The organism is Secundilactobacillus muriivasis (genome assembly GCF_054785195.1).
Map to the genome: position 1 here is coordinate 12,543 of NZ_BAABMI010000011.1, position 20,232 is coordinate 32,774.

Here is a 20,232-nt window from a genome sequence, read left to right on the forward strand (position 1 = left end):
TACTTAATCAGTTAACGGGAGGCACTATATGAGTTATTTAGAACTACGGGACATTCATAAGTCCTACTATTTAGGGAAAGAGGAGTTTCCAGTCCTCAAAGGCATCGATCTGAACTTTGATCTTGGCGAGTTCGTATCGATTCTCGGGGAATCTGGTGGTGGTAAGTCAACCTTGATGAACATCATTGGTGGTCTTGACCGCCAGTTCCAAGGGAGCGTGACGGTGAACGGCAAACGCCTTGACCATAACGATGAAAAGGCCTTGGATACCTACCGCCGAGATACCATCGGCTACATTTACCAAGCTTACAATTTAATCAGTCACTTATCGGTTATCGACAACGTGCTCATTCCGTTGGACATGACCACCCTCAACAAATCCGAACGAGAAGCCCGCGCCATGCAGCTACTTGAACGGGTCGGCTTGAAGGAACAGGCCCATAAGTACCCCAACCAACTGTCTGGTGGACAAAAGCAACGGGTCGCCATTGCCAGAGCGTTGGCGAGTGATCCCAAAGTCATCATCGCCGACGAACCAACCGGTGCCCTGGATGCCCAAAACACCCAGGAAGTGCTCCAAATTTTGGACGATATCGCCGCTGAAGGCCGTTTGGTCATCGCCGTGACCCACTCACAGTCCGTGGCTGACGCCGGCACCCGAATCGTTCACCTGGAAGACGGCCAAATCGACAAGGACACGAAGCTCCGAGACGCTTACGCAACTGACGAAACACCACGGTTGCAATCCAAGCTCCTCCCAGCATCTGTTTCATACAAAACAGCCTATAAGCATTTCAAATACAACTTCTGGCGTAACTCCCTCATCGTGTTAGGGACCGCCATCGGCCTATTTGCCGTGATGCTGTTCTCCGGCTTAGGCAACGGGATCAAGGGTTACATCAACAAGCAGGTCAACGACATGGTCAACCCACAAGTCGTTTCCGTGAGTCGTTACCAAAAGACCAGTAAGTCGGCTGCAGCTGGCGCACAAGCTGCTCCAAGCAGCAGCAGCGGTGGTGCGTCACAAGCTGGTCCATCCGCTGCAACCGGTGCTGCTGCTACAACCAGCACCAAGAAGGTCAGCTTAACCGACAAACAGATCAACAAGCTGAAAAACCTCAAGCATGTCGACCAGGTCGATAAAGTCTACTCGGCTAGTGGTGTAACAGCCAAATACAGTGGTAAGACCGCTACTATCTCAACTCTGCAAAACTGGAATGCCAGCGCCACGACCAACACCATCAAGTACGGCCACAAACCAAAGGCCGGCGAAGTGTTGATCGACAAAAAGAGCGTTGCCAAGACCTTCTCAAAGAACGACTACAAGTCTCTAATCGGTAAAACCATCACCCTGTCTTACAAGACGTTAAACAAGGATAACAAGATGGTCACCGTCAAGTTCAAAGCTAAGGTTGCCGGCATCACCAGCACCTCCAACAGCATGGGCATGGCCTTTGATAACTACGTCAACACCAAGACATTAACGTCGGCTATGAAAGCCAACAATGTTGATACGACTGCTTCTGGGGTTGCTGTGAGCGTTGATAAACTCGATAACGTGAACGCCACCACCAAGAAAATGAACCAATTGAAGATGAACGGCAAACGGATTTTCACTGCCACTTCAGTCAGTTCAATGATTGGGACGATTCAAACCTACGTTGATCTCGCCACTAACATCTTGGCTGCCATCGCTGCCATCTCATTAGTCGTTTCCGCACTGATGATCATCGTCACGATGTACATGTCGGTTAGTGCCCGGACCAAGGAAATCGGGATTCTCCGAGCGCTTGGTGAAAGTAAGAAAGACGTCCGCCGGTTGTTCATCAGTGAATCGTTGATCATCGGGGTCTTGAGTGCCGCTTTAGCTACAGTCGTTGCGATTGGCGGTGAGTTGCTCACGAACCACTTACTGGCGTCAATTGCGAACTACGCCTTCGTTCAAATTACGATTGGCAACGTGGTCACGGTCTTCGTGATTGCCCTCGTTATCTCCTTGTTAGCAGCGATGCTACCAGCCCGGAGTGCCGCGAAGTTGAACCCAATCGACGCCTTATCAGCAGACTAATAACCAAAATAGTCAAGGAGGCGATGCCCGTCAAAAACACAACCAACTGCGTTAATGAAGTGTCATCAAGCGATTTCTCTCAAACCAATAATCAACCGTCACTGGCGCTCCCCTCGTCAATGATGGACTAACTTAATTCCATCCCACAGAAACATCTATTCCAAAAATACCAGCTTGCGGTCGTTGACGGGCCCAAGCTGGTATTTTTGCGATGTGTAACTGGTGTATAATTTGAGTCAATTAGACCATTTGAAGGAGCTGAACCTTTCCATGACCCAACCTACCGAAGCGCAAAAGATTCAGACATTACGCGCGATTCGTGGCCCGCTGATCGTCTGGATGATTATGATCGGGTTTGTGGCCGTTTATGTCAGTACCAGCGCAATTGCGCTGATTCGCACCCATATTTCAAGCAAACAATTTCAACTGCTATCACGGTATGCGCCATCGCATCAATCCTTAATTCCGTTCTATATCCTCCTAGCAACCGTCTGTCTGATTGCAACGATTTGGTTCGGACCCAAGCTCTACCAGCACCGGCGCTACCTACTAATTGGTTGTCCAATGCTACTACTCCTGATTTATATTCGGTTTATGCCCACCAGCGCACCCGTGTTGATGATTGGGACCTACCCGGTATTTACCATTGAATCAATCGTTGCTTACAATAACTCGAAAAGAATTTTACGGTATGTCACCACCGTTTACCTCTTCATGTGGGGGGCCTACTCGATTGCGGTCGGTTGGATGATGGCGCTTGTGACCCTTGAGTCCTTCGGGTTTGTGATGATGATGGTCTTCTACTACTGGCGCTTCTACCAACGCCAAGTTCAGGAACGCGAGCGGGTCGAGAATCTGTACACTGAATTGCAACTCGCCTATACCCAGGTTGAAACCTCCACCATCCGCGCCGAACGCCAACGCGTCGCCCGTGAACTCCACGACACCCTCACGCAAGGTTTGGCGGGGACGGTCATGCAGTTGGAAGCTGCCAAGAGTTTTTTGGAACAGGGAAATACCGAGCGCACCGCCGAGATTATTGATAACAGTATCGACGTGGCGCGCGATGCCCTCCACGAATCGCGAATCACCTTAACCGACCTACGGAGTACCACGGAAGAAAGTTTGCCAGCCCGACTGCATTTAGTTACCGAAGCGATTCGAAAAAACTACCAAGTGACGACAACCACCAAAATTAACGACATTCCGGACTATTCACCGAGTCAACTCACTGAGATCACGCGAATCGTCACCGAAGCGTTAACTAACGTGGCGAAGCACGCTAACACCGACCAGGCGCTGTTAACTAGTAGTCTCCACGACGATATCTTCAAACTCAAAATTATCGACTTTGGTGACGGCTTTGACATGTCATCACAGTCCAAGAAAAAGCTGGCGGGTCACTTCGGTTTACAAGGCCTTCAAGAACGGGCGACCCGCTTAGACGGTGTGATTACCGTTGTCAGTGCGCCCGATGAAGGCACCACCGTCACCCTCACCATGCCAGCCACCAGAAAGGAACTGACAAACTCATGATCAATTTACTGATTGTCGACGACCACCAGATTTTACGGGCGGGACTCGAACTCATTTTTGAAACTGTTTCGGATATCAACGTGCTCGGAACGGCGAACGATGGTGAGGCCGGTCTGCAGCAAGTTGCTGCGTTGCACCCCGACCTCGTACTCACCGATATTCGCATGCCGAAACTGGACGGCATTGCCATGATGCGCCAACTTCACGACACTGACCCGGACCTGCCCGTTGTGGTGCTCACGACCTTTGATGACCAAGAACCGATTCAACAAGCTATGCAGCTTGGTGCAAAGGGCTTTTTATTGAAAGACGCTGATAAAGACACGATTCTTCGCGTCATCCGCGGGGCAATGAAGGGCGAAACCTACATTGAACCCCGAATCGCCGGAAAGGCCTTTACGCCCGCCAAACCTGCTGAACCCGCCATTGACCTGTCACCCCGGGAACACGCCATTTTAACGCAGGTTGCTCAGGGTGAGCACAGCAAGGAAATCGCAGCCGATTTGCACGTGAGTGAGCGGACTGTTAAGTCACATCTAACTAGTATTTATAATAAACTGGGCGTTTTTTCCCGCGCTGAGGCGGTGGCGAAGGCGTTGCAGTTGGGGTTGATCGAGCTGTAGCAGCCCGATTGCTTATGGCAAGCAAAAGGCGTACCACGCTGAATTGAACGTGGCACGCCTTTTTCATGACTGCTCATCAAACCGGTGTCCCTTCTGCCGCAACAATCGCCACATCGGTTTCGGCAACTTCACAATTTCAACGTCATCGCCCAAATACAACAACCAGTCTACGAATCGGGACAGCTCCCGCTCATCCGCTAAAGCCACAGTTGTTTCGTACTGCGCTTGAGGTCCCAAGGTATCGGTTGGCTGATGAAACCCTTGAAACCGCTGAATTGCGGTTGGCCCTAACCTGAGTTGAACATTCGTTGTTTGATCAAAAGTCGTTTCCAGCGCAGATGTTGGTGTCATCAGTTCTGGCACTTGTGATAAGTCATAGGCGGCTACGCTTTGAATTCGGTCAACCCGAAAAGTTCGCTTAGCCTGCCGGGTTAAATCCCAAGTATCCACGTACCACAGTGATGATTGTTGAAAAATTCTGCGGACATAAACGTGATGTTGCTCGTCATTAGTCGCAAACTTTTTTCTGTACATGATCGTTGCAAACCCCATCCCATAACTAATTTCATCAATTAGCGGTGCCAGCATGACTGGCGCCTGATCCGATACTGCAAACCAGTCTATATCAGAGCGACTTTCGTTCGATATCGTCAGGAGTTGCTGTAAACTCAGCAAGGCATGACGCTGTTTTTCCGGAACGTTCCTCAGTAACTTTTCAACTAGTGATTGCCGACTTTTTAAGTACGGTAGGTTATCGTTCAACGAAGCCAAAAACGAAACAAAGATGGCCGCAATTTCATCTTGGTGGAGTTGAACCGTCAACGAATTTTTTCGATTTTTCACCGTATACCGATCCCGATACCCCGCCTGTGGCACTACCGTTATTCCTTGTAATTCAATGTCATGCAAGTCCCGCATCGCAGTCTGTCGCGAGATGTTAAATACCGTCATTAAGTCACCAATTGTGAAACTATCGCGATTAGTCACGTATCGAATTTCGGTTGGGATACGGACGCTTTTCTTCAATCGACCATCATCAAAATCGTAGCCACTGTCTTCATCCAGTAGCGGCATCGTAAACTGCATTTTAAACCCATCAATCATTTGACCCACCTCGGTTTCCCATCAACCTCTAATCCCTTCAACCTAATTTGAAGAAAGTTTAACATAGATTTCGGCGTTCTTGAATACTGATGATCCGCAATTCCTTTTGAAAAATAAATTGCCGAAACCCATGCTTAACCTGTTACAATAGTGCAAGACTCACGAAAGGAGGCGTCGCCGTGACGCTCACTAAAACGCAAAGCAACCTCGGTTTGTTGACCTCAGCCTTTATCTGGGGCATTAGCTACACCTTTATTAAACAGTGTACGGATGCTCACATGTCGGCCGGCTTGATCAACGGTGGTCGGGGACTGATCTTCGCCACGCTTCTCTACATATTTTTCCACAAAACGATTCACCACATCACTTGGCAGGAGGTGAAACTGGGCGCTATTGGCGGTCTGCTCAACGTTGCCGTCGTGCTCCTGCAAACCACCGGGCTCAAATACACCACGCCCAGCAACAGTTCATTTCTCACCGCTACCTACGTGCTGTTTGTCCCCATCGTGGTCTGGATTACACAACACCAGCGCCCGCAACGCAAACTGATCCTCGCGATTATCCTGTGCTTGATTGGTACGACCTTCCTAACCGGCATCATCCAAACTGGATTTCACCTCCAACTGGGTGATATCTTAACGCTTTGTTCAGCCATCTTCGTGTCACTGCAGATCGTTTATTACAGTGCGTTAGGTACTCGGCTAAATCCCATTAATAGTTCATTTATGTTAGCCATGAGTCAAATCGTGGTGAGTGGTGGCATGTCGCTTCTCTTTGAGCGTCAAGGCTACGGCGCCATTGATTGGCCACACGCCATTTTACCTTTGATTGCATTGGGAATTACTGCCTCGTTTATGGCCCAGACACTGCAAATTTTCTGCCAACAGTTTGCGGACCCGACCACCTCTGGTCTGCTGCTAATGACGGAATCGCTGTTTGCGAGTTTGGTTTCCGTGCTGGTTGGCATTGAACCGGTTACCAGTAATTTGGTGATTGGCGGAAGCTTGATTTTTGTGGCGTTATTATTAATGCAGTTGGATTTGCACCGGTTGTCGTTGTGGCGGCGACAGCGGTTTTAAGCAAATAAAAACGAGAGTGAGCAAAAACTCGTTTAGGTCCCAGAATATTAGAGAACCGGCCCGTGGATTCCTGGTTTTGGAATCTACGGGCCGGTTCTCTTATATGGCCGGGACCTGAGTTTTGGCGCACGTTTAGACTAGATAATAGTCTTGAGATAAAATGAAATTTTTAACTCACTTTGAGTTAAGAAATTAGTTCGATGCTTACCAATATGGACTTTTGTCCAAGCTTCGTTTTTTGTATTATCTATAAAATTGCAATTAATTCATCCAATTCAGCCTGCGTCGTTGACCAACTCGTTGCCAACCGAATCGCCGTGTGTGTCTCATCGATCTTCTCCCAGAACGAATAATCGACAGACTGACTCAACGCTTTTAATTGATCTGCATCAACCACGATAAACTGCTGGTTAGTTGGCGAATCAATGTAGAATTCGTATCCCTTATCCGTCAGCGCTTGTTTCAATTGCATCGCCAAATCAATGGCGTGCTTGCTGATATCGAGATACAAGTTGTCGGTAAAGAGGGCGTCAAACTGAACACCACACAACCGGCCCTTCGCCAACAACGCCCCCTGACGCTTGATTTTCGTCACGAACCGCTTTGGCGTGTTGTGTTTCGTAAAGACCACCGCTTCACCACACAGTGCGCCAACCTTCGTCCCACCAATGTAGAACACGTCGCACAACGCCGCAATTTCTGGTAACGTCAAATCCGCTGCCGGACTCGCTAAGCCGTAACCTAACCGGGCACCGTCAATAAAGAGTGGTAACTGATTGGCATGACAGGTTTCTGCTAGCTCAGTGAGTTCCTGTTTGCTGTACAACGTGCCACCCTCAGTTGGGTAAGAGATGTAGACCAAACCCGGCGCCACCATCTGACCGTGATTTTCGTCAGCATAAAAGTCGTCCACGTAAGTTTGGAGGTTACCGGCAGTCAACTTGCCATCAACTTGTGGTACTGTCAGGACCTTGTGCCCCGTATACTCAATGGAACCCGCTTCGTGTAGCGCAATATGACCGGTATCAACGGCCACAACCCCCTCATCATCGGCCAGTAAGTTTGAAATCACGATAGCGTTGGTTTGCGTCCCACCTGAAATGAAGTAAACGTCTGCGTCATCAATCCCACAGGCCGCTTGAATTTTAGCAATCGCACTTGCAGTGTATTTGTCAGCCCCGTATCCGGGTTGTGCATCTAAATTGGTATCAACTAAGTGTTGCAATACCTTGGGATGGGCGCCCCGAGCGTAATCGTTTGCGAATGGTAACATAGTGAATTCCTCCAGACTTTTCCTGACACTTTATTAAATAAGTTTTAATCTGATTGTAAGGCTATGCCAATTCACCAAAGCTGTCAAGATACGCCATTAATCCGCTGTTAACGATTTCAATACTCGAGCCGGAACCCCGCCAACCAAAACGTTATCGGGCACATCTTTTGTGACGACAGCACCGGCAGCAATGACGACATTATTACCAATCGTGACGCCAGGCGTAATCGTTGCCTTGCCACCGATCCAGACATCGTTGCCAATCATCACCGGTTTGGCTTGCGCTAAGTAATCTCGGCGTCCCTGCGGCGTCATCGGGTGATTGACTGTATAAATATCAACGTTGGGCCCAATCATGACGTGTGTTCCAATCATCACGGGCGCAATATCTAAGATGGTAAGGTTGTAATTGCTCAAAAAGTAATCCCCCACGTGAATGTTTTGCCCGTTATCGCAGTTAAACGTCGCTTGCATGGACAAGTGGGCCCCTGCCGACCCTAAAATTTCACGCGCTTTAGCCGTTTGTCGCTCCGGTTCGGTTGCTGGAATGGCGTTAAATTCCTGGCACAGTTGCGCAGCTCTAGCTTTTCTAGCAGCCACCGCTTCGTCTAAAAAGTTGTACCAATCACCGGCAGCTAATTTTTCTAGTTCTGTCATCTTTCCACGCTCCTTTTACCTTTAATCATAGTTGTTAGAGGTGGGTGTAAGTCAAGAAAATCGTTAATTCTTAGGGTTCAAATAAACCGATAACCACTGTAGCTATGCTCAATTAAGCTACCACAATAGTTACCGGTTTATTTTTATGTAGCACTTACCGCGTAATCTCACCCGCAATCGCAGCCCGAGCAGCCGTTGCTGGCGAGGCCAAATAAATCAGTGACTTATTCGTTCCCATCCGGCCAACAAAATTCCGATTATTCGTGCCAACTACGACTTCATCATCCGCCAATAAGCCATATGGTTGTCCTGCACACAACCCGCAATCTGGATGGGTCACAGAGCCACCCGCTTTCACAAAAGTCTGAATATACCCCCGTTTAACGGCCTGTTTATAAACCGAGATTGTCGCAGGTGTCACTACCAATTTAGTATATGGCGCAACGTGATGACCAGCTAACACGTTGGCTGCCTCTGCCAGATCTTCAATACTGCCGTTGGTACACGAGCCAATGAACACCTCATCAACCTTAGTGCCAACGACTTCACTGACTGGATGAACGTTATCCACGCCCTGCGGACACGATAGTTGTGGTTCTAGCTCATTTAAATCATAGTGAAGAACCTGTTCATACCGGTCATCCGGGCCCACCGTTAACCAATCCAGCTCCGTCAGCGGCATCTGGTAATAGTCAGCGGTTTTCTGATCCGCTTCAAACAAGCCCACCTTAGCACCAACTTCTAGTGCCATGTTGCAAATCGTGAACCGTGATTCCATTGATAAGGCACTCACGCCCGGTCCCGTAAACTCCATTGACATATACTGAGCACCATCCGACCGCAGATCACCTAAAATTTTTAGAATCAAATCCTTGGCAACGACTCCCGGCTGAAACTCGCCGTCTAACACAAACTTCAACGCTTTAGGCACCTTAAACCACATCTGACCAGTCGCCATCACCGCGGCCATTTCAGTATGGCCAATACCCGTACTAAAACAAGCCGCGCCACCATACGTTGTCGTATGACTATCGGTTGCCACAACGATTTCGCCTGGTCGTGCAATTCGCAGTTCGTGCATCAGGTGATGACAGATACCCTCACCCTTATGAACGTCCGTCACGTGGTATTTTTCAGCAATTTCCAACGCATCTCGAAAATGGATTGGATCCGTAGACGCGTAGTTAGTTGGTAATAAGTGGTCAATGAAAATGACGCCCTTGCTCGGATCTGCCAGTCGTTTTACGTGCATCTCCTTTAGCACCCGTTTAATGCTGGACGTGTAGATATCATGAATCATATAACGATCCGGATAAGCGGTTACGATTTGACCTGGCATTAAGTTGATCTCACCCGTATTTTTCATCAAGATTTTTTCCGCTAACGTTGCCTCCAACTCACTCGCCTCCTTCTAATGCTTGCATCCGCTTAATGGTGTTCGGAACTAAACCACCGTCATTAATAATATCCATTAAGTAATCTGGTAGTTTCGAAATGGGGTAAGTTTGGCCGTTCACGACCACTGATTGACCGATGTTGACTGTGAGCACATCGTTTTCGACAACCTGATCTGGAATCACATCACTTTCAATCAGTAACATCCCATTATTAATGGCGTTTCGAAAGAAGATTCGTGCAAATGACTTGGCGATGATACAGGTAATACCTGATTCTTTCAACGCTTCTGCGGCCTGTTCACGGGAGGAACCACAGCCAAAGTTCTTCCCACCAACAATAATGTCGCCTGATTTGACGTTGGCCGTAAAGTCTGGTCGTAGTGACTCTAAACAGTGTTTAGCCATCTCGGCCTTTTTAACAATAATGCAGTACCGCACCGCAATAATTGAATCCGTATCAACATCGTCCGGTAGTTTCCAGACTTTTCCCGAAAAAGTTTTGTCCACTACTGCTCACCTGCTTTCGATAGCTGACCAATTGTTTGCGTTAGCGCTGTTTCTGCGACCGTCCTTGCCGAAGCGACAAATGTCTGCGAATCCGGGGTTCCGTTATAGCCCACGTAATTCCAATACCCATCGGTCAGTTGGGTTTCACCTTTACCTACTACCGCCTTCGATGGCAATCTAACGCTCCCATACCCAGGCTCGATCACCTGTGCACCTGCATCGATAAACGCATTAACTAGCCCCTCCGCCAACGCTTGTAGGTAGACCGCGTTACTTTCAGGTGAAATCGTCAACCGCATCGTCATTGGGACGTGATGGCCCTTGAGCACATTTGCGACCACCCGTAAATCGGCAATGCTAGATCCCGTCGCCCCACCAATTAGACAAGACTGAACGACTTGCTCACCTAACTTAGACAATGGTGTCACGTTCGTTAACTGGCCTGGTTTCGCCACCATTGGGACTACTTTTGCTAAATCAATCGTGATATCAGCAGCCGTAACGTTGGCCTTTAGCCCACTTAGAATCGGTAACGTATGAGTGAGTTGTAATAGGTCACGCTGTTCATCCGCTGTTAATTGATCGTAACCAGCTCCACCAATTTGTAATAACTGACCGTCAACGCGATCATTCAACATTGATAGCAACTGTAACCCTGCGTCCTTTAGCATCACTCCCGGTTGCAGTTGACCGATTACCTGAACGTTCAGCGTTGCGGGACGTGCCACTCGGACTGCGCCAGTACTCAGAACCGATAACAAATTTTCTTCAGTTAAATTAAAGCCCAATGCGTGTTTAACCCCAAACACTGCATTATGCTGACCGGTACTCATCACAACCTGTCCTGCCGTCACATACTGTCGTAACAGGGTATCATAGATAATTCCGTCTGCCTGTTCAAATCGAAGTTGATACCGCTTCGCATAGGCGATCAACGCTTTTTGAACAGCGGAAGTTTCGAACGCACCAGATGGCACATCATAGGCGTTCATCACAACGATTCGTTCAGGCATCGCTGGCCTTAATGCCGTCAATTTATGTATAGTTTCAAGCGTTAAATTATCGCCTAGCACGAGCACGTCTGGCGTCAAAATCACCTGAGTCCCCGGTGAGGCAGTTAAAAATCGATCAACTTGTGTCACAATAACCACTTCCCTAACTGATTGACGTCGGTATTCCCACGCCAATAATGAGTATATGATTAGAATTATAACGAGATTCCTACAACATAAATAGGTTACTTTTTCAACACAAGCTGCTGAAAAAGTAACCTATTTATTCCGATTAACGTTCAAGCAATCCCCGAAGATTCTGCCAATCCTGCTGACTTAGTGGAATATTGATCGATAACACCGGTTGTCGCCGTTCCGAAACATCTAAGTTGGTCACAACTACATCGCACTCATCAACATCGGTAACATACCGAATCCGATAACGTTGTTGTAGGAGCGTCGTTAACTCCTTGGCAAACCAGTCTCGATAAAATGAGGATGAATCTAATAATAACCGAATCTTTAACTCAGGATTGAGAACGGATAAATCAAAATACGTCATGAGTAACGTTGCGTAGTTTGCCATCAAGTAGTCTTCATTTTGAAACACTGAATTCCCCGACAATTGCCACTGCCGGTATAGCTCACTTAAACGTTGAACGACTTGCGGTCGTTGTTGCGTGAGTTGCGTCAAGACGCTATCTCGTTCAAGTAATAAGCCACCGGTAGGAAAAATTAAACTATAACTATGTAGCAGGTTAAGTTGTTGGATAAACCGTTTTTGGTCTTCATCTGTCAATTGCTGCTGATACGCAGTCGTTAAATCAGCCATTACTTGTCCAGTAGCGCATTGAACAGTCTCACCTACAACTAACGGTGTTTGCGCCTGATGATCTACACAGAAAAAGCGACGACAGTAGTCCAAAAAAACGTCCTCGGGCAGTTGACCATCCGCAACCGGCACTTCTTTTGGTAATTGTAGCGTATGTTTCGAATTCCGGTTATGGGTGATCACCAACCAATAACTTAACTGTAACGCTGCAACATCCGTCAATTGTTGCCAACGTTGATGAACCTCGTCCAAAATGGTTTGTCGTTCAACTGCTTTAAACGGCCAAGTAAAATGCGAATAGGTCTCCCAGTAAACTCGATAATAAAACAACCGAACCATGGTTTCTGGCCCTTCAAGTTCGTTAGTTGCCGCTAAATAATGACACCCATAAATGGCAAGATGTTCCTGTAACTTCCGGACACCACGCTTAGCCGTTGAATAACTCACAAAGGATTGTTCTGCAAACTCTTCCAATGAAGTTGCGGTTCTTTCAAACGTTGTCTTAATTAATTTAGTCATCAACGACTCCGTTGTCAGAATCAGCATCATTCGATTTAAATTACTGCTGTTTCGCCTGTGCAAACTCACCCCAAGACCCGTTTGATAAAGTAACTGCATGTCATCTGGACTAAATTGCTGTTCAATTAACGTCTGTAATTCTGCTAAATGTTTCTTTACCGTATTCCGATCCAACTCCAATTCCGAGGCAATTTGAACCAACGTCACCGGTTGAATATGGTTATCCAAGTACCGAATTAAGCGAACATTAATTGTATCTCGACTCATAAACGGTTGCATTACGTCACCCTCTTTCTAAACAGTGTAGCATGCTTTGAGCAGTTATTAATCATGACCGATAAGCAAAAATACCGAACAAGAAGTGCGCCTTCTCATCCGGTATCAATCATAATGACTAATCACTTAACTTATAGATCAATCTTAGCTGTCGCATATTTTTGTTCCAACGCATTAATGTCATCCAATCCAATAAATTGATTGAACTTCGGGAACGTGACCATGTTGTCAATTTGACGTTTGGTCGTTCCAAGTTCAACCATATCCTTTAGCAACCGTTCCGTTGAGAAGGTCGATGTGTAAACAAGTACGTTAGGGTGGACAACAATGGAGAAGCCCATCTCATGAATTTCTTCATTCGTGAGCAATGGCGTTTTTCCGTTTTCAATCATGTTAGCCATAACAGGAACGTCTGGGAAACTATCAGCAACTTTTTGAAGATCATCCTTAGTCTTTGGTGCTTCAACGAAAACTAAGTCCGCCCCCGCTTCGTGATAGTGCCGCGATCTATCAATCGCACTTTGTAATCCGGTAACCGCATAAGCGTCAGTTCTTGACATAATCAAGAAGTCATCATGTTGACGAGCCGCCACAGCCGCCTTCAATTTATTAATCATCACTTCTTCAGGAACGATGGTTTTACCATCCATGTGCCCACAGCGTTTTGGCCAAGTTTGGTCTTCGATGAATAAACCGGCCGCTCCCATGTTTTCGTAAACGTGAACTAGCCGAGCAATGTTTTCTTCATCGCCATAACCGGTATCAGCATCAATAAAAACTGGAATGTTGACCGCGTTAATAATTTCCCGGGCACTATTACTCATTAAACCAAAATCAGCAATTCCCCGATCAGGTTGGGCTAATTTATTCGCTGAAGTGGCATATCCGGCCTGAAAAATCGCCTTGAATCCCGATTGTTCAGCAATCTTTGCACTTAATGCATCTGGTGCAACCACTAAATTCACCAGCTCGCCACTAAAACACATTTGTTTAAAGGCCGCTCTCATTCGATCTGCTTTTGTCATTTTGCTGCCTCCTTTGGTTGTTCTAGTTGACGTGCGACTTGCTGCTCCGCTTGTTGACGTGCTTGCGACAATGCGCCGGTATAGAAAATGGTCTTGAACGCGGTTGCCTGATTTGCATCAAAGTAAGCATCACGAACGGTATTGATCACCAATCCAATCGCCTGTTGCTGAGCAAGCGCAGCAACACCTTCAAAATCGGCTTCAGAAACGTGTCCAATCAAAATAACGTCCGCTAGCCCATTGACCTTGAGGTACTCGACCCGCTTCGCCAATCCCGTTTGACCATACGCGCTAACGCCATCCAACTCGGCAAACAGCAACGTTTCAGGATTATCAAACGCATCCTTCGCCGCCTTTAGCTTGGCCACAAAATCACTAAATTCAATCAACTGCGTTTCGGCTGCAGCTGTATGGGCTGGAAAAATTTGGTCATTGATCACTAATCCTGCAGCGCCAGACCGTTCTAGATCCTGTGTTACAAAATAAGTTGTCAGTTGATTACCAAACCCAGATTCAGCGTCAACAATAACCGGAAAGTCCGATTCTTCTTTAACATGTCGTAAACTAGCTGATAACTCAGATGGTGAAATCAATCCTTCATTCGTCTTACCTAACTGACTTCTAACCACATCATACCCGTTGAAATAACTCGCAACATATCCCGCTGCTTCAGTTGATTGGGCGCTCTGTGCATCCATTACGCCTAGAACTGATACAGGTGTTGTCGTTTCAAACGTTGCTTTCGATAGTGTCATTATGACCCATCCCCTCAATATTAATTAATTTTCTTTGCTTTCGTTTCAGGACCCCAAATAAACGTGACGAGTGCTGACACAGCTGCTAATCCGATGATGAAGTAAATCACCGCGTCTTCGTTAGCAATTTGAAGAATCCAAATAACGAGGTATGGCATACCGAAATTGGCGAATTTAGATAACCCATTTGCCACCCCAGCACCTCTAAATCGATACTTAGTTGAAAATAACTCAGTCACATAAACCCCAATAATGGTTGAATTTAAAACTTAAAAACAACAAGTTAATAAGAAACCAACAAACATCACCATGGCGGCCTTAGACTGCAAGGTATACGTAAAGCCAAGAATCATGACCAAGATAAAGCCACCAATAATGTTCTTGCGACGACCAACGCGATCGACTAATAACGACCCGATAAAAGCACCAACTGGTGCGCCAATCATCATAACCGTTGTGTAGGACAGCGATGAAACAATGGTGATTCCCTTTGCAACTAGCAACGTTGGCACCCAAGAAGTAAAGGTATACTGACAAACCTGCGTTCCAACGGCCAACATGATGGCCACTAACATATACCGAACTAAGTGATTATCACTAGCCTTAGCAAGTGTCTTTTGTTGTTTAACTGGTGCCGGTTGTAACCCTGCCGCCGTCATCTCAGTTTCAATTTGGGTAATCACTTGGTCGGCAGCTTGGAAATTACCATGGGCAATATTCCAACGCGGTGATTCTGGTAAGTGATGTCTGAAATAACAGACAATTAGCGCCATTGCGCCGTTAAGAAAATATGTAGACCGCCAAGTAAAATGAGGAATTAATAGTAGACAAAGTGCCATTGCAACGGGTGCGCCAATATTACCGATACAATTAACTAACGTGCCCCATCGTCCTCGAGATGAGACTGGTGCGAATTCATTAATCACTGAAAAACTCGTCACTAGTTCTGCCCCAAGTCCAATCCCACTGATGAACCGCATGACAATTAAGAACCACATATTAGGTGAAAAGGCACCGATTAAAGTTGCCAACCCAAAAATCAACAGGTTCCATTGAAAGGCTGTCATCCGTCCCTTTCGATCACCAATAACCCCAGCTAAAATTGATCCTAAAAATAAGCCTAAGAAACCACTAGATAAAAAGGTTGAATTCAATAAATCTGTTGAAAAGCCTGTCGATTTCAGGTATCCAATCGTTCCACTCGCCAAGTAAACATCCATCGCATCAATGAACACTCCGGCCGACGTTAACGCAAATAATCGATAAAAGGTTTTAGTTGCCTTAACCCCGTTCATCCGTTCGCTTAACGTTGTGGCGTTTTGTAGCGTTCCTGTTACATTTTCTACCGTAGTCATCACTTCCTTATCTCATTTAATCGTTCTGCAACGATTAGTATTTGGTTAGAATCATAACGATATTTTCACATTAAAAAAAGGTCACTCTTTCATCTTATCATGATGAAAAAACGGCCCGTTTTATTATTGTATCCCTTATTCCGTTTCCAACCCCCGCTTAACATCCCCCAACAACGCCAACAATGTCCCCCGCTGTTCGCCCGTTAGTCCGCGGGTTAAGCGCTGATCGACCATCTGCTGAACCGCCTGAAACTGATCAACAATTGCCTGACCTTCAGCCGTTAAATACAGCATCTTATTGCGCGTATTATCCACCGGAATGTGCCGTTCAACTAGGCCTGCCTCTTCCAGTTTCTTAAGAAACGCTGAGACCGTAGCTGCCCGCCGGTGCATCACGTCCACTAATTCGCGTTGAATCATTCCGGGGTGTGCCCCAATCAACTGTAAAACCATGGCCTGCTGATCCGTCACCTCGTTGGTTTGACGTAACTGGTCATTGATCAACGCCCGTTCTTTCAGTGTAATTTGTCGTAACAGTGTACTAATTTCCTGTGCCGTTTGTGCTTCCGTCATCTGAATCACCTCACTTCCAGTGTAGCAAAAAGTTAGTTAAAAATATAGTTAGTCTAACTAATTGTTTGACAATCGAATTTCACAGCGTTATGATGACTAACTGTTAGACAATCTAACTTTAAAGGAGACTAACTATCATGACAGAAAACACAAAAGCTTTAACTAACCTCGATCCAAAAATCACCACTTTCCAAAACCAACTCTACGCGAAGTACGACCTGGCTAACCAAACCTTTACCCCCGGTCAGACCGTTTTTGTCGGTTCCTCACTAATGGAAATTTTTCCGATTGAACGGTTCCAGACTGAACAAGAACTTAACCTCACCCAACATATTTATAACCGTGGCGTCCGCGCGACCACTACGGCTGATTTGTTAGCGCACCTGACAACGCAAGTGCTAGCACTAAAACCTAGTCGCCTCTTTATTAATATTGGCGCCAATGACCTTGGATTCAACGTGCCCGAAGCCACCTTCTTCGCCAACTACACCACCATTTTGACCCAAATTCACGCTGAATTACCGGACACCCAAATCTTCGTGATGGCCTTCTACCCCATCAACGCGGTCGCTGACTTTGGCGAAGATTCACACGAGCACCAACAGTTCTTTGAATTTCGGTCAAATAATCGCATCGATGCGGCCAATCAAAAGGTTCAACAACTGGTGACTGATCTTCCAAACGTTACCTTTATTGATGCCAGTGACGGGTTACGGGATGCTGCTGGCAACCTCCGCCAAGAACTCACCTTCGATGGTGCGCATCTGCTTCCCAACGGCTATCAAATCATCCTCAACAACTTGATGCCCTACCTCAAATAGCCACTACCCCATTCGTGTATAGGTCCAATAGGGAACCTCAAATCGCCGTTGATTGATGGCCGCAACCTTTAACGTCGTCATCAACCTAACCGGTAGCAACGCGATTCCTCGCCCCGTTGCCACCAATTTAGTGATACCTGCCCACGAATCAACCGTCATCACCCGCTCCGCTTCGTGGCTAAATACCGTCAGCGTGCGGCGGCGAAACGGGCACCGGGTATCTCGATTGACTAAAATTGGTAGTTGGTCACTTTGACCTAAAAATGCGGTCGTTAACGCCGACTGCGCGACGCATTGATAGTCGGCTTGCTCAAAATGAGCGTACGTAATGACCTGGTCCGCACCCTGTACTGGCTTCGTTTCAATCTCGGTAGACGACTTAACTTGAAAAGTATTTTGCGTTAAATCAAACCGTTGTTGGTCGATCACCAATTCGTTAAACAGTAATTCTGAAATTACAATTTGCCGGTGTTTTGGTGCCGATTGGAGTTTACTGCGAACCGCCGAAGTTGCTTGCAACACCGTTAACGCATATTGATAAAAAGCTTCACCAGCCTGAGTCGGCGTGATGCCTTGATAGCTGCGTTCAAATAATTGCGCATCAAACTCCGATTCGATGGCCTTCAACCGGGCCGTAATGTTAGATTGCGCAAACCCCAACGCTTTCGCAACCGCGTTGATTGACCGTAATTCGTATAGTTGCCGATAAATTTCTAAGTCTTGAAGTTGCATGGTTAGCCGCCCCCTTATCACTATTTATGATAACCATATCACATTCCGGTAATAGGCAGAACCCTTTTTAGGGACTAAACTAACCCCATTACTTAACGAAATGAGGAATTCAACTATGCCATACTTACGTGTTCGAATCGCGAGCGCTAACACAACCATTACCAGCCAACAAATTGCAACCAACCTTACCCAACTTGCCGTGGACGTTTTGGGTAAAGATGCGGCAGTAGCGGCCGTTGACGTTAAATTCACCGACCCTAGTGACTGGTTCGTTGGCGGTAAATCGTTAACGCAACTCAACCAAACCAGCTTCTACGTTGAAATCAAAATTACTGAAGCAACGAATACCCGAGACCAAAAGGCCGCCTTTGTAAAACAGGTCTTCGACACCTTCGCCAAACTTTACGGCAACGTGACGCCAACCAGTTACGTTGTCTTGCATGACGTTGCTTCCGATGCTTGGGGCTATGGTGGTAAAACCCAGGAGTATCGCTATATCGCACAATAATAACGTTAAATTCACCTAATCGGCTCAGTTAACTGCTAGCCGATTTTGGTCGTCGCTCTGCCGCAACCACCGCTCACCAAAATGATAGTTTAATCGTTTTACTCACTGTTATAACAAGTCTTAACAGAATTCTAAAATTGAATATAATTGCCGGATTTAATGGTTGACGCTATCCCAACCCGCGCCCTATAGTAGTAGTGATGAGATCAAGAACGATATTTTCTCATCATCCGACACTAGCACTCGCGTTAGGAGGTTAACTAGATGCTGATCGGTAACTATATCACGAGCGTTTTTTTGGTGGTTGCATGCACCCTCGGTATCATGTCGACTTACTTCCAAGTCGATGCCGTTACCCGTCAACGAGTGGCTAAGCAACGTGATTTAGGGCGACTTAAAGCGGACTATCCGCTGGTCGTCTTCGTTTGCTTGGTATTACTACTACTTGGTTTTTTGAGCACGACCGCCAGTCACCAACTGTTTTGGGTGCTCATTAACCTGCAAGCAATTTTGATGCTTTACAGTAACCTGCTCCTACCAACCCTTAGTGAATTTTTGATTATTCAAGGCATGGGCGCACTAATGTTCTTTCTAGCAGGTGATGCCCTTAACTGGGTCACCTGGCTGATTTTTCTGGCCTCTTGCTTCGTCGTTTATAGCGAGCACTGGTATTCCAAATACCTAGCGCACCACCCCTACTTCTTTTTGATGCCACCACTTATTATCGGCGTCGTCTTCTGGGCTCGAGTTTACTTTATTTCGCCTAGTCTATCATTGACCGATACCATTGTGAACTACATCGGTTTTGCCTGGGCCTATTACGCCCTTTGGGTTTACGATCAATCCTTGCAGCGGGATCAACAAGTCGTTGCCAAACTCACCCACGAAGTGCAGTACGATGGCCTTACCCGCGTCCGTAATTGGGCGATGTTTCGTCAAGATTTCACCCACAACTATGGTCAGTTAAGTGAGACGCCTCAGTTAGCCCTAGTCGTGATGGACATTGATCATTTTAAGCACATCAACGATACGTACGGGCACTTGGTCGGTAACCAAGTCCTCATGATGGTGGCCACTCAGATTCAAAGCTATCTCAAACGTCAAAATCCGAATTACAAATTCTACCGAACCGGCGGCGAAGAATTCGCCATGATCCTTCCCGGCGCTGATTTAGCCCGGGCGAAGGTTATCACGCTAATTTGCCACCAACTGCTCAGCGATATGGATGTTCGCTTCAACGGCGGTGAATTCAACATCACCGCCTCCTTCGGCCTCGCCATGGCAACAACAAAAGACGGCAACTCAACCGCCGTCTTCAAGCGCGCCGACCACTACCTCTACCAGTCCAAACACGCTGGCCGAGACTGCATCACGGTCGAAGGCGAAACGTTGAATCATCAGGTTGCATGATAAAAGCACTGCTATTCTGAATTGAATGGCAGTGCTTTTTTGTTTGCTGTCGTTTGTGTCCAGCGTAAGTGTTGGGTGTATGGTGAGTGTCGGCTGTTTGTCGTCGCTTCGCTCGCCAAAGCCGCATTGAAAAGCGCTCGTTCAGGCTACAAAATTCGGCGCCGCTTAAACTGTTATTTCCAGGGTTCTT

At 46.9% G+C, this 20,232-nt stretch carries 18 protein-coding genes and 1 pseudogene; 7 read left to right on the top strand and 12 right to left on the bottom strand.

The window, feature by feature from the left end; translation table 11 throughout:
- Positions 1-28 precede the first annotated feature (28 nt).
- From ACYVR3_RS02925 to ACYVR3_RS02935, 3 genes are all read left to right on the top strand, one after another.
- Complete coding sequence (locus ACYVR3_RS02925) at positions 29-2,068, top strand: ABC transporter ATP-binding protein/permease (protein ID WP_461243046.1); 2,040 nt, start codon at positions 29-31, stop codon at positions 2,066-2,068.
- 270 nt (positions 2,069-2,338) lie between these two features.
- Positions 2,339-3,604 (top strand): sensor histidine kinase, encoded by a 1,266-nt coding sequence (locus ACYVR3_RS02930; RefSeq protein ID WP_461243047.1) that lies wholly within the window; start codon positions 2,339-2,341, stop codon positions 3,602-3,604.
- A complete protein-coding gene (locus ACYVR3_RS02935) occupies positions 3,601-4,227 on the top strand; it encodes a response regulator (RefSeq protein WP_461243048.1) in 627 nt (208 codons plus the stop codon). The genes ACYVR3_RS02930 and ACYVR3_RS02935 overlap by 4 nt, the downstream gene beginning before the upstream one ends.
- A gap of 63 nt (positions 4,228-4,290) precedes the next feature.
- Here ACYVR3_RS02935 and ACYVR3_RS02940 read toward each other — a convergent pair whose 3' ends face one another.
- Entirely contained in the window at positions 4,291-5,331 is a 1,041-nt protein-coding gene (locus ACYVR3_RS02940) for a helix-turn-helix transcriptional regulator (protein ID WP_461243049.1), read from the bottom strand.
- 179 nt (positions 5,332-5,510) lie between these two features.
- On the opposite strand from ACYVR3_RS02940, the gene ACYVR3_RS02945 reads away from it, so the two are divergent.
- Positions 5,511-6,410 (top strand): DMT family transporter, encoded by a 900-nt coding sequence (locus tag ACYVR3_RS02945; protein WP_461243050.1) that lies wholly within the window; start codon positions 5,511-5,513, stop codon positions 6,408-6,410.
- Positions 6,411-6,657: 247 nt separating this feature from the next.
- On the opposite strand, the gene ACYVR3_RS02950 is transcribed toward ACYVR3_RS02945, so the two are convergent.
- The 10 genes and pseudogenes from ACYVR3_RS02950 to ACYVR3_RS02995 all read right to left on the bottom strand — a co-directional run bounded on the left by ACYVR3_RS02950 (position 6,658) and on the right by ACYVR3_RS02995 (position 16,571).
- Positions 6,658-7,683 carry a threonine aldolase family protein gene (locus ACYVR3_RS02950; protein WP_461243051.1) on the bottom strand — a complete coding sequence of 342 codons (1,026 nt, stop codon included), beginning with the start codon at positions 7,681-7,683 and terminating at the stop codon, positions 6,658-6,660.
- A 96-nt stretch (positions 7,684-7,779) separates the two neighbouring features.
- Positions 7,780-8,340, bottom strand: a complete 561-nt coding sequence (locus ACYVR3_RS02955; RefSeq protein ID WP_461243052.1) for a sugar O-acetyltransferase — start codon at positions 8,338-8,340, stop codon at positions 7,780-7,782.
- 154 nt (positions 8,341-8,494) lie between these two features.
- Complete coding sequence (locus ACYVR3_RS02960; RefSeq protein WP_461243053.1) at positions 8,495-9,736, bottom strand: 3-isopropylmalate dehydratase large subunit; 1,242 nt, start codon at positions 9,734-9,736, stop codon at positions 8,495-8,497.
- 1 nt (position 9,737) lies between these two features.
- Entirely contained in the window at positions 9,738-10,244 is a 507-nt protein-coding gene (locus tag ACYVR3_RS02965; protein ID WP_461243054.1) for a LeuD/DmdB family oxidoreductase small subunit, read from the bottom strand.
- Complete coding sequence (locus ACYVR3_RS02970) at positions 10,244-11,386, bottom strand: aconitase family protein (protein ID WP_461243055.1); 1,143 nt, start codon at positions 11,384-11,386, stop codon at positions 10,244-10,246. The genes ACYVR3_RS02965 and ACYVR3_RS02970 overlap by 1 nt, the downstream gene beginning before the upstream one ends.
- A 142-nt stretch (positions 11,387-11,528) precedes the next feature.
- Positions 11,529-12,866 carry a helix-turn-helix domain-containing protein gene (locus ACYVR3_RS02975; protein ID WP_461243056.1) on the bottom strand — a complete coding sequence of 446 codons (1,338 nt, stop codon included), beginning with the start codon at positions 12,864-12,866 and terminating at the stop codon, positions 11,529-11,531.
- A gap of 128 nt (positions 12,867-12,994) precedes the next feature.
- Complete coding sequence (locus ACYVR3_RS02980) at positions 12,995-13,888, bottom strand: isocitrate lyase/PEP mutase family protein (RefSeq protein ID WP_461243057.1); 894 nt, start codon at positions 13,886-13,888, stop codon at positions 12,995-12,997.
- Positions 13,885-14,643, bottom strand: a complete 759-nt coding sequence (locus ACYVR3_RS02985) for an isocitrate lyase/phosphoenolpyruvate mutase family protein (protein ID WP_461243058.1) — start codon at positions 14,641-14,643, stop codon at positions 13,885-13,887. The genes ACYVR3_RS02980 and ACYVR3_RS02985 overlap by 4 nt, the downstream gene beginning before the upstream one ends.
- A 20-nt stretch (positions 14,644-14,663) precedes the next feature.
- Positions 14,664-15,998: pseudogene (locus ACYVR3_RS02990) on the bottom strand (MFS transporter).
- Between the two features lie 135 nt (positions 15,999-16,133).
- Positions 16,134-16,571, bottom strand: a complete 438-nt coding sequence (locus ACYVR3_RS02995) for a MarR family winged helix-turn-helix transcriptional regulator (RefSeq protein ID WP_461243059.1) — start codon at positions 16,569-16,571, stop codon at positions 16,134-16,136.
- Between the two features lie 137 nt (positions 16,572-16,708).
- On the opposite strand from ACYVR3_RS02995, the gene ACYVR3_RS03000 reads away from it, so the two are divergent.
- Positions 16,709-17,392: a GDSL-type esterase/lipase family protein gene (locus ACYVR3_RS03000; RefSeq protein WP_461243060.1), complete on the top strand. Its 684-nt coding sequence runs from the start codon at positions 16,709-16,711 to the stop codon at positions 17,390-17,392.
- Between the two features lie 3 nt (positions 17,393-17,395).
- Here ACYVR3_RS03000 and ACYVR3_RS03005 read toward each other — a convergent pair whose 3' ends face one another.
- The gene (locus tag ACYVR3_RS03005; protein ID WP_461243061.1) at positions 17,396-18,124 is read right to left on the bottom strand and encodes a LysR family transcriptional regulator; all 729 of its coding nucleotides are present in this window, start codon (positions 18,122-18,124) and stop codon (positions 17,396-17,398) included.
- 115 nt (positions 18,125-18,239) lie between these two features.
- On the opposite strand from ACYVR3_RS03005, the gene ACYVR3_RS03010 reads away from it, so the two are divergent.
- On the top strand, positions 18,240-18,632 hold the full coding sequence (locus ACYVR3_RS03010) for a tautomerase family protein (protein WP_461243062.1): 393 nt from the start codon (positions 18,240-18,242) through the stop codon (positions 18,630-18,632).
- A gap of 264 nt (positions 18,633-18,896) precedes the next feature.
- Complete coding sequence (locus tag ACYVR3_RS03015) at positions 18,897-20,042, top strand: GGDEF domain-containing protein (RefSeq protein ID WP_461243063.1); 1,146 nt, start codon at positions 18,897-18,899, stop codon at positions 20,040-20,042.
- The last annotated feature ends 190 nt before the right edge of the window (positions 20,043-20,232 follow it).

What these genes read in the sequence shown, in the direction of transcription:
- ACYVR3_RS02975 (WP_461243056.1), bottom strand. Translation starts at nt 12,866, where the DNA reads ATGCAACCGTTTATGAGTCGAGATACAATTAATGTTCGCTTAATTCGG.
- ACYVR3_RS02925 (WP_461243046.1), top strand. Translation starts at nt 29, where the DNA reads ATGAGTTATTTAGAACTACGGGACATTCATAAGTCCTACTATTTAGGG.
- ACYVR3_RS02985 (WP_461243058.1), bottom strand. Translation starts at nt 14,643, where the DNA reads ATGACACTATCGAAAGCAACGTTTGAAACGACAACACCTGTATCAGTT.
- ACYVR3_RS02950 (WP_461243051.1), bottom strand. Translation starts at nt 7,683, where the DNA reads ATGTTACCATTCGCAAACGATTACGCTCGGGGCGCCCATCCCAAGGTA.
- ACYVR3_RS02995 (WP_461243059.1), bottom strand. Translation starts at nt 16,571, where the DNA reads ATGACGGAAGCACAAACGGCACAGGAAATTAGTACACTGTTACGACAA.
- ACYVR3_RS02930 (WP_461243047.1), top strand. Translation starts at nt 2,339, where the DNA reads ATGACCCAACCTACCGAAGCGCAAAAGATTCAGACATTACGCGCGATT.
- ACYVR3_RS02940 (WP_461243049.1), bottom strand. Translation starts at nt 5,331, where the DNA reads ATGATTGATGGGTTTAAAATGCAGTTTACGATGCCGCTACTGGATGAA.
- ACYVR3_RS03010 (WP_461243062.1), top strand. Translation starts at nt 18,240, where the DNA reads ATGCCATACTTACGTGTTCGAATCGCGAGCGCTAACACAACCATTACC.
- ACYVR3_RS02980 (WP_461243057.1), bottom strand. Translation starts at nt 13,888, where the DNA reads ATGACAAAAGCAGATCGAATGAGAGCGGCCTTTAAACAAATGTGTTTT.
- ACYVR3_RS03000 (WP_461243060.1), top strand. Translation starts at nt 16,709, where the DNA reads ATGACAGAAAACACAAAAGCTTTAACTAACCTCGATCCAAAAATCACC.
- ACYVR3_RS03015 (WP_461243063.1), top strand. Translation starts at nt 18,897, where the DNA reads ATGCTGATCGGTAACTATATCACGAGCGTTTTTTTGGTGGTTGCATGC.
- ACYVR3_RS02935 (WP_461243048.1), top strand. Translation starts at nt 3,601, where the DNA reads ATGATCAATTTACTGATTGTCGACGACCACCAGATTTTACGGGCGGGA.
- ACYVR3_RS03005 (WP_461243061.1), bottom strand. Translation starts at nt 18,124, where the DNA reads ATGCAACTTCAAGACTTAGAAATTTATCGGCAACTATACGAATTACGG.
- ACYVR3_RS02955 (WP_461243052.1), bottom strand. Translation starts at nt 8,340, where the DNA reads ATGACAGAACTAGAAAAATTAGCTGCCGGTGATTGGTACAACTTTTTA.